This is a genomic window from Burkholderia puraquae (assembly GCF_002099195.1).
GTDB lineage: Bacteria > Pseudomonadota > Gammaproteobacteria > Burkholderiales > Burkholderiaceae > Burkholderia > Burkholderia puraquae.
Map to the genome: position 1 here is coordinate 453,655 of NZ_NBYX01000001.1, position 13,403 is coordinate 467,057.

The following is a 13,403-nucleotide window of genomic DNA, read 5'->3' on the forward strand; positions in this document are numbered from 1 at the left end:
GAGATCGCATGGGCATCCTGACAGGCAAGGTCGCGCTCGTGACGGGCGCGGGGCAGGGCGTCGGCCAGGGCGTCGCGCAGGCGCTCGCAGCGGAGGGCGCACGCGTCGCAGTGGTCGGTCGCACCCGCGACAAGCTGCTCGCGACCTGCGAAGCGATCCGCGTGCGCGGCGGCGCGGCCGAACCGTTCGTGTGCGACGTGATGGACGCCGCGCAGATCGAGCAGTGCGTCGACAGCGTCGTCGCGCGGTTTGGCGGCGTGCAGATCCTGGTCAACAACGCGCAGGTCGTGCCGCTCGGCCGCCTGCTCGACGTGACCGATGCGGATTTTATGGCGGGGCTCGAGTCGGGGCCGATCGCGACGCTGCGCATGATGCGTGCGTGCCATCCGCATCTGAAGGGTAACGGCGTGATCGTCAATTTCGCGTCGTCGGCCGCGGTGCGCTGGGATGCGTCCGGCTACGGTGCATACGCGGCGACGAAGGAGGCGATTCGTGCGCTGACGCGTGCGGCGGCCTGCGAATGGGGCGTGGACGGCATCCGCGTGAACGCGGTCGCGCCGCATGCGTTGTCGCCGGGCCTGAAAGGCTGGGTCGACGCAAATCCGCAGGAAGCCGCCGCATTCTTCCGCACGATTCCGCTCGGCCGCGTAGGCGACTGCGAGCAGGACATCGGGCGCGCGATCGTGTTTCTGGCGAGCCGCGATGCCGCGTACCTGACGGGCGCGACGCTGCCGCTCGACGGCGGGCAGGCTTACTGGGGCTGACGGCGGAAGCCGGCGGCGCACGGCGTTGGCCATATGCCAATCATGGTCCGGCGAGCACGCGCACGCATGCGCGGCAGCCGGCAAACCGGAATCGAAGAGAGGACGACATGGGTCGACTGGATGGAAAGGTAGCGATCGTCACGGGCGGTGCGCGTGGCATGGGCGCGGCGACGTGCCGGCTGTTCGTCGCGGAGGGGGCGCGCGTCGTGATCGGCGACGTGCTCGACGCGGAAGGCGAGGCACTCGCGCGCGAGCTTGGCGGCGCGGCGCGCTTCATGCGGCTCGACGTCGCGGACGAAGCGAACTGGGTGCGCGTGACCGAAGCGACGATGGAGCAGTTCGGCCGTATCGACGTGCTGGTCAACAATGCGGCCGTGCTGACGTTCGGCGGCATCACCGAGCTGTCGAAACGCGATTTCGAGCGCGCGGTGTCGATCAACCTCGTCGGCACGTTCGTCGGAATCCGGACGATCGCGCCGCGCATGATCGCGCGGAAAGGCGGGTCGATCGTCAACATCTCGTCGGTGGACGGGCTGCGCGGCGTGAATGCGCTGGCCGCGTACGTGTCGAGCAAGTGGGGCGTGCGCGGGCTGACGAAGGTCGCGGCGCTCGAACTCGGTCATCAGGGCGTGCGCGTGAATTCGATTCATCCGGGCGGCGTGAACACCACGATGTCGAACCCGACCGGGGCGCCGCTCGAGGAAATCGACAAGCACTATGCGAACGTGCCGCTGCAACGCGTCGGCCTGCCCGACGAAATTGCGCGCGCGACGCTGTTCCTCGCAAGCGACGAAGCGTCGTACTGCAACGGCGCCGAGCTGGCCGTCGACGGCGGGATGGCGGCGGGCGCGTATTACCCCGGATTGCCGGGCGCACCGTTTTGAGCAGGGGGGGCCTGCCGCACGTTCATGTCGGATGTTTGTGTACGCAACCTAATTCAGGGTTTGCCTGAGTAGCGAAAACGTGAATTCGCACGGCCCGCGTTCTGGTTCGCAGTGCGCGGAAAGCGCGAGCCGAATTTTCTGCTCCCCCGAAACCCTTGCCGGACGGCCATCCTGGCCGTTTCGTCCCCAAAGCGCGCGCAATGGCGCTGTAAAAAGGACGCACAGGCAACCGGCGTGCCGGCTTGCCGACATAGTTGTTTCTTGTTGCAACGCAACGTTTGCCGAATAACGGCGATGGTATGCTGGCCGTCATGGAGTTGTACGGCAGGTTGCTTGTATGGCGAAACTCGCGTTCGCACTTACTAAAGAGACATCACCTTCTCTCGCTCGCATCGCGGCATCGACGCGCGCTCCGCTCGCGCGTCCCGTCCTGCGCGCCGCCGCACCCTGCGCTCCAATCGCATACCCCATCTCGCGGGCTCGCCCCGCAACCCCCATCCCCGCCCAATAATCTGGAGACATTCTCATGTCGCAAAACAATCTGGCCGAAGCGACACACGGCCCGCTGATCGCTCCGCCGGCTTTCGTCAAACATCGCAAGCTGATCGACTGGGTGTCGCGCATCGCGGCGCTCACGGAGCCCGAGCGCGTCGTGTGGTGTGACGGTTCGCAGGAAGAAAACGATGCGCTGTGCCAGGCGATGGTCGACCAGGGCACGCTCAAGCGCCTGAACCCGGCAAAGCGCCCGAATTCGTATCTCGCGCAATCCGATCCGTCCGACGTCGCGCGCGTCGAGGATCGCACGTTCATCTGCGCGGCATCGCGCGACGACGTCGGCCCGACCAACAACTGGGTCGAGCCCGCCGAAATGCGCGAGACGCTCAACGGATTGTTCCGCGGCTCGATGCGCGGCCGCACACTGTACGTCGTGCCGTTTTCGATGGGCCCGCTCGGCTCGCCGATCGCGCACGTCGGCGTCGAACTGTCCGACAGCCCGTACGTCGTCGTGAACATGCGGATCATGACGCGCATGGGCCGCGAGGTGTACGACGTGCTCGGCGAGGACGGCGATTTCGTGCCGTGCGTGCACAGCGTCGGTCATCCGCTCGAAGCCGGCCAGCAGGATGTGCCGTGGCCGTGCAACCCGGTCAAGTACATCGTGCACTTCCCCGAAACGCGCGAGATCTGGAGCTTCGGTTCGGGCTACGGCGGCAACGCGCTGCTCGGCAAGAAGTGTTTCGCGCTGCGAATCGCGTCGACGATGGGCCGCGACCAGGGCTGGCTCGCCGAGCACATGCTGATCCTCGGCGTGACGTCGCCGGCCGGCAAGAAGTATCACGTCGCTGCGGCCTTCCCGTCCGCGTGCGGCAAGACCAACTTCGCGATGCTGATTCCGCCGCAGGGTTTCAACGGCTGGAAGGTCACGACGATCGGCGACGACATCGCGTGGCTGAAACCGGGTAGCGACGGCCGCCTGTATGCGATCAACCCGGAAGCCGGCTTCTTCGGCGTCGCACCGGGCACCGGCGTAAAGACCAACCCGAACGCGATTTCGACGCTGACCGAAAACGTGATCTTCACGAACGTCGCGCTGACGGAAGACGGCGACGTGTGGTGGGAAGGGCTGACCGACACGCCGCCCGCGAAGCTGACCGACTGGCAGGGCAACCCGTGGACGCCGGAGATCGGCAAGGAAACGGGCCGCAAGGCCGCGCATCCGAATTCGCGCTTCACGGCGCCGGCTGCACAGTGCCCGTCGATCGACGGCGACTGGGAGAACCCGGCCGGCGTGCCGATCGACGCGTTCATCTTCGGCGGCCGCCGTTCGACGACCGTGCCGCTCGTGACCGAGGCGCGCGATTGGGTCGAAGGCGTGTACATGGCCGCGACGATGGGCTCGGAGACGACCGCCGCGGCGGTCGGCCAGCAGGGCATCGTACGCCGCGATCCGTTCGCGATGCTGCCGTTCTGCGGCTACAACGTCAGCGATTATTTCGCGCACTGGCTCAAACTCGGCAAGCAGCTCGAAGGCGCGGGCGCGAAACTGCCGAAGATCTACTGCGTGAACTGGTTCCGCAAGGACGCGAACGGCAAGTTCGTGTGGCCGGGCTTCGGCGAGAACATGCGCGTGCTGAAGTGGATGCTCGACCGTCTCGAAGGCACCGGTGGTGGCGGCGAGCATGCGTTCGGCGTGTCGCCCGCGTATGAGGACCTGCACTGGGATGGCCTCGATTTCACGCGCGAGCAGTTCGATGCGGTGACGTCGATGAATGCCGACGAGTGGCGCGAGGAGCTGAAGCTGCATGCGGCGCTGTTCGATACGCTGAAGCTGCGCCTGCCGGCCGAAATGACCGACACGATGAAGAAGATCGAGCAGCGCATCGGCGCCTGACGGTCCGTATCGACGTAGTCGCGCTAACGTCCCGCCGCCGGCATTCATCGCCGGCGGCGGGACGTTTTCACATCCACGCCACACCCGCGCCGTTCGCTTACTGCGCGCGGCAATGCGCGACGACTTCGTCGACCGCGCGCTGCACGTCGCCGCGCCGGTAGCGCAGCAGTGCGCTGTCGGCCGGATCGGGCTCGTACGACACGACATTGCCGCGCCCCGTGTAGATCGCGATGTCGGGCAGCAGCGGATGCTCCTGGTCGAGCGACGGTACCGCCTGCGGGTTGCCGGCCGCGCGGAAGAAGGCGGCGAAGTAGTCGGCAAAGCTGAGGTTCTCGTCGCCGACGAGGTAGGCCTTGCCCGCTTCGCCGCGCTGCAGCGCGCCCCAGATCGCTTCCGACAGCGATTGCGTCGAGATGAAGTTGCTGCCGCCGGCCGGCCCGAACACGGGCAGCCCCGCGAACTGGCCCAGCGCATAGCCGGTATAGGCAGTGAACATCTCGTTGCGCAGCCCCGGCACGGACCCGACGACGAACGGCGCATTGACGCTGCAGACGGCGAACGACGGCGTCGCGAGCGCACGCACGCGTTCGTCGGCGAGGTGGCGCGAGCGCACGTACGGCACCGTGTCGATGAGCGCCGGCGCGACCTGCGGATAAAAGCTGCCGACCAGCACCGCGCGCTTCACGCCCGCGTCGCGCGCGAGCGCGAAGAAGCGCGGCACCGCGTCGACGTTCGCGCGTTCCCAGTGCGCGGCTTCGTCGGTGCCGGGCGGCAGGTGGCGGATGTCGTTGCCGGCCGCGAACACCACCGCGTCGAACGGCGCGAGATCGTCGCGCGTGAAGTTGCCGGCCACGTAGTCGCGCGGCAGCACGTCGAACTGTGCGAGCGCGCTGCCGGGGGCGGGCGGCTTGCGTGCGGCGAGCGTGACGTGGTTGCCCTGCGCGTGCAGGTGCAGCGCGGCATGGCCGCCGATGAGGCCGGTGCCGCCGACGATCAGGATCTTCATGGTGTCTCCGGTAGCGGCCCAACCGCGCCGCATGAAATGAACAGGCGAGCGGTGCCGCTCAGAAGTTGAAGCCGTTGCCCGTGACGACGGGCAGGTTGGTCCAGAAGCCGTTCGGGTCGCGATACCAGCCGGCCGCCGCGAGCGCGCCGCCGTCGACATGCAGCGTCGTGCCGGTGACCCACGCGGCGAGCGGGCTCGCAAGGAACAGCGCGGCGCCCGCGATGTCGCCGGCCGCGCCGAAGCGCCCGAGCGGGATCCAGCGCGGGATGTGCTCGCGATGCTCGGCCGCGACCATCGCGCTGACGGGCACCTGCGGCGTCTCGGTGGTTTCGGGCGCGATCTGGTTCACGCGAATGCCGGCCGGCCCGAGTTCGACGGCGAGGCTTTTCGTGAATCCGGTCAGCGCGGCCTTGAACGACGCGTATACGGTGCAGTTCGGAATCGCGCGAAAGCCTTCGATCGACGACACGCCGACGATGCTGCTGCCTGCGCCGCGTTTGCGCAGTAACGGCAGCATCGCGCGCGTGACGATGAACACCTGGCGCAGGTTCACGTCGAACAGCCGCGCGATGTCGTCGTCGGTATAGTCGTCGAACGGTTTCGCGATCTGCAGGAAATCGCCCACATTGTTGACGAGCACGTCGAGGCCGCCGAAGTGCGCGTCGACCGTTCGCGCGAACGCATTGACTTCTTCGCGGCGCGTGACGTCCACGGTGCCGACGAGCGCGTCGACGCCCGCCGCTTCGAGTGCCTGGCGCACGCCCTGCGCGCGGGCCGGGTCGATCTCGGCCACCGCGACGCGCGCACCGGCCGCGCCGAACGCTTCCGCGCATGCACGGCCGATGCCTGCGCCGCCGCCGGTGACCAGCACGGTCTTGCCGGTAAATGAAATCATCGATGGACTCCTTTGAACAGGGAAGCAGTGGGTCGCGTCACAGCGACGACACCCGTTGCGCGTTGTCGATCCGCAGCTCCGCACCGTTCACGAAACGCGCTTCGTCGGACGCGAGGAACAGCACGGGATTCGCGACGCGGCTGCCGGGCACTGCGTCGGTCAGTTGCCGCTGCGTGCGTTCGAGTGCGTCGTGGCGGCGGCCCATCGGCACGACGGCCGCGCCGTCGGCGACGAGCGCGTGCGCGCAGGCCGCGCCGATGCCGCCGGCGCCGCTTGTCACGAGCGCGGTGCGGCCGTCGAGGGGAGCAGAGGGGCGCATCGTTCAGCCCTCCAGCGGCAGGTCTTGCGCCCAGTCGACGTGCAGCGTGCGCGTGGCAAAGCGCCACGTGCCGCCGTCGAACACGCAGCGGTCGCGATAGCGCAGCCCCCAGTCGAGCTTGCGCTTCACGCCGTCGCGCCCGTAGACGTGGCAGGCGATGCCATAGGTCTCGACGTCGGCCTCGCCGGCGTCGAGCGTGACGAGCTGGTTGTGCACGTGATGCTGGGTCGCTTCGTAGCGCTCGATCACGCGCATGCCCGCGACGATCGCGTCGCGGTCGTCGAAGCGGAAGCCGGGGCCGGCCAGGGTGGCATCGGCGGTGAACAGGGCGGTGAGTCGTGGCCAGTCGCGCCGGTCGACGGCTTGCGCGTAGCGGCACGCCAGTTCGTACAGCGCGCGGCGGGGATTGGAATCGGTCATGCGTTGGCTCCCGTGGAAGAACGGAACGCGTCGGCTGCGCGAGGCGGGCCGGCGCGGCGGCATTGCGACATCGACGCGCAGGTTCGCACCGGGCAGGCCGAGATTCATCATCCATACGGAGCAGGGCGAGGTCGGGGAAAACACCGGGGCCGGCCGCCGCGCAGCAGCCGAGGGCGCATGGTTGGTGCGGCGCAGCGACCGGTGCGCGACATGCGTCTGACGATCGGTGCGGCCGGCTGCGACAGGCGCGCGACGTGTCGCGTTACCGTCGCGTATGCGAAGCGATGGCGCGCGATGTTGCGATGCGGCAGGTCGTGTGCGCGCCGCTCAGCGTTTGCCCCTAGTCGAAACGGACGATGGCCGGCGGCCGGGCGCTGGCTACCGTGCAGTCATCCGGTGCCGCATGCGATGCACGCCGGACACGAACCGCACCAGCGGACAACCGGAGGGGACGACGATCATGAGACTGACGACTCGCAAGCTGTGCGTACTGGCGATGGGCACGTTCGCTGCCATGGCGATGGCGCGATACGGTGCCGATCAGGTCCCGTCGCCGCCGTACGCGGCCGGCATCCTGCAATGCCGCTCGGTCGACGTGAACGGCCTGCCGACCGGCTGCGTGCCGATCGATCCGTCGCACTTCGGTTTCGCCGCGTTGCGCGGCATGTGACGCCGGCGCGGCCACGCGCCGTGCAGGCCGGAAGCCGTGGCAGCGCGATGGCGTACGGACGCCGTTCGCTACGACAACGGCGGAATCATCGCGCGCCGATCCCGCTTCACGCGGTTCGACGCCAACCGGGCACGAGACGGCGTGCGTCCTGCACGCGCACCGGCGTACCCCCGTCTCGGCAACGGGCCGTTGAAGCGACGTCCGCGTCGGGCCGCCTGCCGGCCTTCGCCACGATCACCGCTTCCCGCAGATTTCCTACACGCTGACCCATTCCTCATGTCATCCGACTATTCCCTGACTCACCCCTTGAATACCCGCGACGTGCATCGCTGGGATGCCGAACACGATGTCGTGATCGTCGGCTTCGGCGCGGCCGGCGCCTGCGCGGCGATCGAAGCCGCGAGCGCGGGCGCCGACACGCTGATCGTCGAGCGCGCGTCGAGCTACGGCGGCACGAGCGCATTGTCGGGCGGCGAGATCTACCTCGGCGGCAGTGGCGGCACACCCGCGCAGCGGCAGGCCGGCTTTACCGACGACACCGAGGACTTGTACCGCTACCTGATGCTGGCCGGCGGCCGCGATGCCGACGACGCGAAGGTGCGGCGCTACGCGAACGAAAGCCTGGCACACCACGACTGGCTCGTCGCGCAGGGCCTCACGTACAAGAACACGTTCATCGCCGAGCGGATCGTCGAACCGGAAACCGACGATTGCCTGATCTGGTCGGGCAGCGAGGAAGCCTGGCCGTTCAGCGAGGCCGCGAAGCCGTGCCCGCGCGGACACACGCCGCAATGGCCGGGCTGGGGCGGCGGGCAGATGCTGATGCGGGTGCTGGCCGAACGCGTGGCGGCGCTTGGCGTCGCGACGCGCTACGACACGCGCGCGCTCGCGTTGATCGTCGACGACGGCGGCGCGGTGCGTGGCGTCGTGCTGCGCGCGTATGGCGAGACGGCATTCGTCCGGGCGCGTCGCGCGGTGATCCTGTGCGCGGGCGGCTTCGCGATGAATCGCGACATGGTGCGCCGGCATGCGCCGCAATTCCTGCGCTCGGACGAACCGATCGGCAGCCCCGGCGACGACGGTTCGGGCATCCTGCTTGGGCAGAGCGCAGGCGGCGCGGCGATCCACATGGACCAGGGCTTCGTCAGCCTGCCGTTCTACGCGCCCGAATCGCTGATCAAGGGCATCTTCGTGAACGCGCGCGGGCAGCGTTTCATCAACGAGGACGGCTATCACGGCCGCACGGGCCATCACGCATTCCATCAGGCCGGCGACCGCATCTACCTGCTCGTCGACCAGGCGACGTACCAGGAGCCGCCCGCGATCGCGCGGATCGGCATCGCGGCGGCCGGCGAAACATGGGAGGAAGTCGAGCGCGACCTGCAGATGCCGGCCGGCACGCTGACGGCGACCGTCGACGTCTACAACCGCCATGCAGCCGAAGGTGCCGATCCGCTGTTCCACAAGGCCAGGAAGTGGCTGCAGCCGCTGGTCGAGCCGCCGTTCGTCGCGCTCGATTGCCGGATCGACTACGCGTTCTATCCGCACTTCACGCTCGGCGGGCTCGACACGCTGCCGACCGGGCAGGTGGTCGATGCGGCGCGTGCGCCGGTGCCGGGGCTCTATGCGGCCGGCCGCACGACCTGCGGGCTGCCGCGCTGGGGCGCCGGGTACAGCTCGGGGCTGTCGCTCGCCGACGCGACGTTCTTTGGCCGACAGGCCGGCCGTCACGCTGCACAGGCGGAGTGCGACGCAGTGCGCCGCGTAGCGTAGCGTTTGCAGGCCGGAAATGAGCGACGCCCCGGGCAATCGCATTGCCCGGGGCGTCGTCGTTTCAACCGGATAAGCAGCCAGGCGGCCGGGGCAGTCTGCCGTCAGCCGAGGTCGAGCGCGTTCGTGAGATCGCCCGGCGGCGTCGCGCCGCGCGCGGCGAACGCCTTGTTGCGCGCGACCACGCCATCGAGCGGCGCGAGCCCGTGCACGCGGCTGATGAAGCGCAGGATCGAGTTGGTGTCGTACAGCGTGTGATCGACGAAACCCTTCTTCGCGAACGGCGAGATCACGAGCGCCGGAATCCGCGAGCCCGGCCCCCAGCGGTCGCCGGCCGGCGGCGCGACGTGATCCCACCAGCCGCCGTTCTCGTCGTGCGTCATCACGATCACGGTGTTGTCCCATTGCGGCCCGCGCCGGATATGGTCGATCACGGTCGCGATGTGACGGTCGCCCGATTCGATGTCCGCGTAGCCCGCATGCATGTTCAGGTTGCCCTGCGGCTTGTAGAACGTGACGGCCGGCAGGCGGCCCGCGTCGATGTCGGCGATGAAGTGGTTGGTCGACGGCGCGTCGCCGAGCCCCGCGTCGCGCAGGTGCTTGCTGCGCGCATCGGTGCCCGGCGCGTAGTTCGCGAAATAGTTGAACGGCTGGTGGTGGTACTGGAAATCGGGCACGGTGCCCGTGTCGCGATGCTCGAGCGCGTACTGCCACGCGCCGCTGTACCACGCCCAGTCGACGTTCTTTTCCGACAGGCGGTCGCCGATCGTCGCATGGCCTTGCGGCGGGATCACGCGATGATCGGCCGGATCCGCATACGCGGCATTGCCCGGGTCGGCCGGCGGCACGTAGCTCGGCTGGTAGGGCGGCGCCATCGTGTTCACGCCGTAGCCGTCGGGCGTCAGCGGGCCGTCGACCGCGAACTTCGGCGGGCCGTCGAGCGCGGACGCGGGCGAATCGCTGGCGAGCTTCAGGCGCGTGCCGGCCGGATCGTCGCCTTCGACCTTCGACAGCAGCTTCGCCGCATGCGGATGCTTGTGCGCGTCCGGATACAGCGGCGGCTGCGCGGAAATCAGGTACATGTGGTTCAGCCACGACCCGCCGAAAGCGGCCATGAAGAAGTTGTCGCACAGCGTGTATTGCCGGGCGAGATTCCACAGCCGCAGCGTGTCGGCCGAATTGCGGTAGTGGCCCATCACGAGGCCGCCCGAATCGGCCCACGCGGCGAACTGGTTGTTGCGGCCGGCCGCGATCTGCATCTGGTTCTGGTAGAAGCGGTGCCACAGGTCGCGCGTGATCACGCCGTTCGGCAGCGGCTTGCCTTGCGCGTCCGCGATCCGGAATGGCGCATTCGGCAGCTTGTCGATGTCGCGCTCGGCGATCGCGTAGCGCTTGCCGTCCACTTCCTGCGCCTGCGGCACGAGCCCGCCCCAGATTTTCGGCAGCACGGGCAGCGGCGTCTTGCCGTCGCGATCGAGCTGCTGCGCGTGCTCGGGACGCACCTCGCTCAGCGGATGGCGCACACCCGGGAAATCGCCGTACAGGTTCGCGAAGCTGCGGTTTTCCGCATAGATCACGACGATGTGGCGCACGCGCTGGCGCAGCGCTTCGTCGATGCGCAGGTCGGCGGCGGAACGCGGCGCGCTGCCTGCCGTGGTTTCACAGCCGCTGAGCGCGACACCCGCACCGAGCGCGGCGAGGCCGCCGAGCACACGGCGGCGGTCGGGATCGGCGGGAAGGTCGTCGGGGCGATCGGGGGTGTCGGTCACGTCGTGGGCTCCTCGTATGGACGGGTGGGCGATGTCGTTCGATGTGCGGCAGCGTCGCACAGGCTGCCGCGACGCGGGACGGATGGCAACGGCCGGCGTCGCGCAAAAGCGGGGGTGATTCAGCTGTCACAAAAACGTCACGAACGCGACTATAACGCGGCATCGGGGGCAGATGATAGGTGTTTGTCGGACGATTCGAGGCGCGCCGCGGGCGATGCGCGACGCGCGCGCGCGAACTAGACTGGATTCAGGGGCGGCGCGTCGCGGTGCGCCGCCCGGGCGAGGATTGCCCGGCGGCGCCGGCCGACAGCGGCGTCGCGGCGTCATCGATGCAACGAAACGAGGCGACACAGCGAGACGAAGATGGCGCGGATGAATGCCGCTTCCGCATGGCTGCCGATGCCGTGCACCGCTCGCGCGCGGTTGCCCGCGTGAGCGCGCGACGCACGGCGCGCACGTCCGGCCCGATGCCATGGACAGGAAATTCGACTACCCGGGATTGCTGATCGCGGCGGGCTTCTTCGTGCTGTTTGCCGCGCAGTTGCTGATGCTGCATCCGTCGTCGGCGCCGATCGCGTACAGCGATTTTCACCGGCTCGTGGCCGCACGGCTCGTCGACGATCTCGAAGTCGGCCCCGCGTCGATCTCGGGCACGCTGAAGATGCCGCAGGCCGGCACGATGCTGCCGGCGTCCGAAGCCGCAGCCGTGCAGCAGGCCGGTGCGCCGTGGCGCTTCACGACCAACCGCGTGACCGACGAGCACCTGACCGACACGCTGACCGCCGCCGGCGTCCGCTATCACGGCGCGCCCGACACGAGCTGGATTGCATCGCTTGCGTCGTGGCTGCTGCCGCTCGTGCTGTTCGTATTCATCTGGAACATGATGCTGCGCAAGCGCGGCGGGCTGCAGGATTTCACCGGGATGGGCAAGAGCCGGGCGCGTGTGTACGTGCAGCAGGAAACCGGCATCACGTTCGACGATATCGCGGGCATCGATGAAGCGAAGGCCGAGCTGCAGCAGCTCGTCGCGTTCCTGCGCAACCCCGACCGCTACCAGCGGCTCGGCGGCAAGATTCCGAAGGGCGTGCTCGTGGTCGGCGCGCCGGGCACCGGCAAGACGCTGCTTGCGCGCGCGGTGGCCGGCGAGGCGGCCGTGCCGTTCTTCTCGATCAGCGGCTCGGCGTTCGTCGAGATGTTCGTCGGCGTCGGCGCGGCGCGCGTGCGCGACCTGTTCGAGCAGGCGCAGCAGAAGGCGCCGTGCATCGTATTCGTCGACGAGCTCGATGCGCTTGGCAAGGTGCGCGGCGTCGGCCCGATGTCGGGCAACGATGAACGCGAGCAGACGCTCAACCAGCTACTTGTCGAGATGGACGGCTTCCAGGCCGGCTCCGGCGTGATCATCATGGCCGCGACGAACCGGCCCGAGATCCTCGATCCGGCGCTGCTGCGGCCGGGCCGCTTCGATCGCCACATCGCGATCGACCGGCCCGACGTGAATGGCCGCCGGCAGATCCTCGGCGTGCATGTGAAGCGCGTGAAGCTCGCCGCCGACGTCGATCTCGGCGAACTCGCGTCACGCACGCCGGGCTTCGTCGGCGCGGATCTCGCGAACGTCGTCAATGAGGCCGCGCTGCATGCGGCCGAACTCGGCAAGCCGGCGATCGGCATGGCCGACTTCGACGAGGCGATCGACCGCGCGATGACAGGCCTCGAGCGCAAGAGCCGCGTGATGAACGCCCAGGAGAAGCTGACCATCGCGTATCACGAAGCCGGCCATGCGCTCGTCGCGGAAAGCCGCGTGCATTGCGATCCGGTGAAGAAAGTGTCGATCATTCCGCGCGGAGTCGCGGCGCTCGGCTATACGCAACAGGTGCCGACCGAGGATCGCTACGTGTTGCGCAGGAGCGAGCTGCTCGACCGGATCGATGCGCTGCTCGGCGGGCGGGTTGCCGAAGAACTCGTGTTCGGCGACGTGTCGACGGGCGCGCAGAACGATCTCGAACGCGCGACCGCGATGGCGCGCCACATGGTCATGCAGTACGGGATGAGCGAGAAGATCGGGCTCGTGACCTTCGATGACGGCGACACGCGTACCGGCATGCCGGGCGTATGGCATGCGGGCGACGGCCGCTGCAGCGAGCACACCGCGCGGATGATCGACGACGAGGTGCATGCGTTGCTGACCGACGCGCATGCGCGTGTCGCGGCTACGCTTGGCGAACGTCGCGACGCGCTCGAGCGGATCGCGCAACGGTTGCTCGCGTGCGAGGTGCTCGAACGCGACACGTTGCAGGCGCTGATCGACGGGCGTGTCGAACCGTCGTCCGCAGTGGCGCCGGCGGCAGCGCCGGACGATGACGCCGGCGCCCGCGGCGGCACGATCGAAACGGACCACGCGTCCGCGGTCGAGCGCGATTTCGTCGCGTACGGGCCGCCGCGCGAACCCGAGCGCTGAAGTCCGAGCCTCGAGCGCTGCCGGCGGGCCGCCATGACCGCGTCGCGCCGGGGCTGCCA

The 13,403-nt window shown here is 68.7% G+C and carries 11 protein-coding genes; 6 read left to right on the plus strand and 5 right to left on the minus strand.

Annotated elements, in window-relative coordinates:
- Positions 1-8: 8 nt before the first annotated feature.
- From B7G54_RS02080 to B7G54_RS02095, 3 genes are all read left to right on the plus strand, one after another.
- Complete coding sequence (locus tag B7G54_RS02080) at positions 9-764, plus strand: SDR family NAD(P)-dependent oxidoreductase (protein ID WP_085037530.1); 756 nt, start codon at positions 9-11, stop codon at positions 762-764.
- Between the two features lie 107 nt (positions 765-871).
- Entirely contained in the window at positions 872-1,648 is a 777-nt protein-coding gene (locus B7G54_RS02085; RefSeq protein ID WP_085037531.1) for a glucose 1-dehydrogenase, read from the plus strand.
- Positions 1,649-2,174: 526 nt separating this feature from the next.
- Positions 2,175-4,040: a phosphoenolpyruvate carboxykinase (GTP) gene (locus B7G54_RS02095; protein ID WP_085037532.1), complete on the plus strand. Its 1,866-nt coding sequence runs from the start codon at positions 2,175-2,177 to the stop codon at positions 4,038-4,040.
- A gap of 97 nt (positions 4,041-4,137) precedes the next feature.
- Here the strand turns inward: B7G54_RS02095 and B7G54_RS02100 are convergent, their stop codons facing one another.
- From B7G54_RS02100 to B7G54_RS02115, 4 genes are read right to left on the minus strand one after another with little or no spacing between them, the layout of a single operon-like run.
- Positions 4,138-5,046: an NAD-dependent epimerase/dehydratase family protein gene (locus B7G54_RS02100; protein ID WP_085037533.1), complete on the minus strand. Its 909-nt coding sequence runs from the start codon at positions 5,044-5,046 to the stop codon at positions 4,138-4,140.
- Between the two features lie 58 nt (positions 5,047-5,104).
- Complete coding sequence (locus tag B7G54_RS02105; protein WP_208864944.1) at positions 5,105-5,938, minus strand: SDR family NAD(P)-dependent oxidoreductase; 834 nt, start codon at positions 5,936-5,938, stop codon at positions 5,105-5,107.
- A gap of 40 nt (positions 5,939-5,978) precedes the next feature.
- The gene (locus B7G54_RS02110; RefSeq protein WP_106408922.1) at positions 5,979-6,260 is read right to left on the minus strand and encodes an SDR family NAD(P)-dependent oxidoreductase; all 282 of its coding nucleotides are present in this window, start codon (positions 6,258-6,260) and stop codon (positions 5,979-5,981) included.
- 3 nt (positions 6,261-6,263) lie between these two features.
- A complete protein-coding gene (locus B7G54_RS02115) occupies positions 6,264-6,680 on the minus strand; it encodes a nuclear transport factor 2 family protein (protein WP_085037940.1) in 417 nt (138 codons plus the stop codon).
- A 460-nt stretch (positions 6,681-7,140) separates the two neighbouring features.
- On the opposite strand from B7G54_RS02115, the gene B7G54_RS02120 reads away from it, so the two are divergent.
- Together B7G54_RS02120 and B7G54_RS02125 are read left to right on the plus strand one after the other, a co-directional pair.
- Positions 7,141-7,350, plus strand: a complete 210-nt coding sequence (locus B7G54_RS02120) for a hypothetical protein (RefSeq protein WP_085037941.1) — start codon at positions 7,141-7,143, stop codon at positions 7,348-7,350.
- A gap of 276 nt (positions 7,351-7,626) precedes the next feature.
- A complete protein-coding gene (locus B7G54_RS02125) occupies positions 7,627-9,123 on the plus strand; it encodes an FAD-dependent oxidoreductase (RefSeq protein ID WP_085037535.1) in 1,497 nt (498 codons plus the stop codon).
- 101 nt (positions 9,124-9,224) lie between these two features.
- On the opposite strand, the gene B7G54_RS02130 is transcribed toward B7G54_RS02125, so the two are convergent.
- Entirely contained in the window at positions 9,225-10,889 is a 1,665-nt protein-coding gene (locus B7G54_RS02130; protein WP_085037536.1) for an acid phosphatase, read from the minus strand.
- Between the two features lie 472 nt (positions 10,890-11,361).
- On the opposite strand from B7G54_RS02130, the gene ftsH reads away from it, so the two are divergent.
- The gene (gene ftsH, locus B7G54_RS02135; protein ID WP_085037942.1) at positions 11,362-13,344 is read left to right on the plus strand and encodes an ATP-dependent zinc metalloprotease FtsH; all 1,983 of its coding nucleotides are present in this window, start codon (positions 11,362-11,364) and stop codon (positions 13,342-13,344) included.
- The last annotated feature ends 59 nt before the right edge of the window (positions 13,345-13,403 follow it).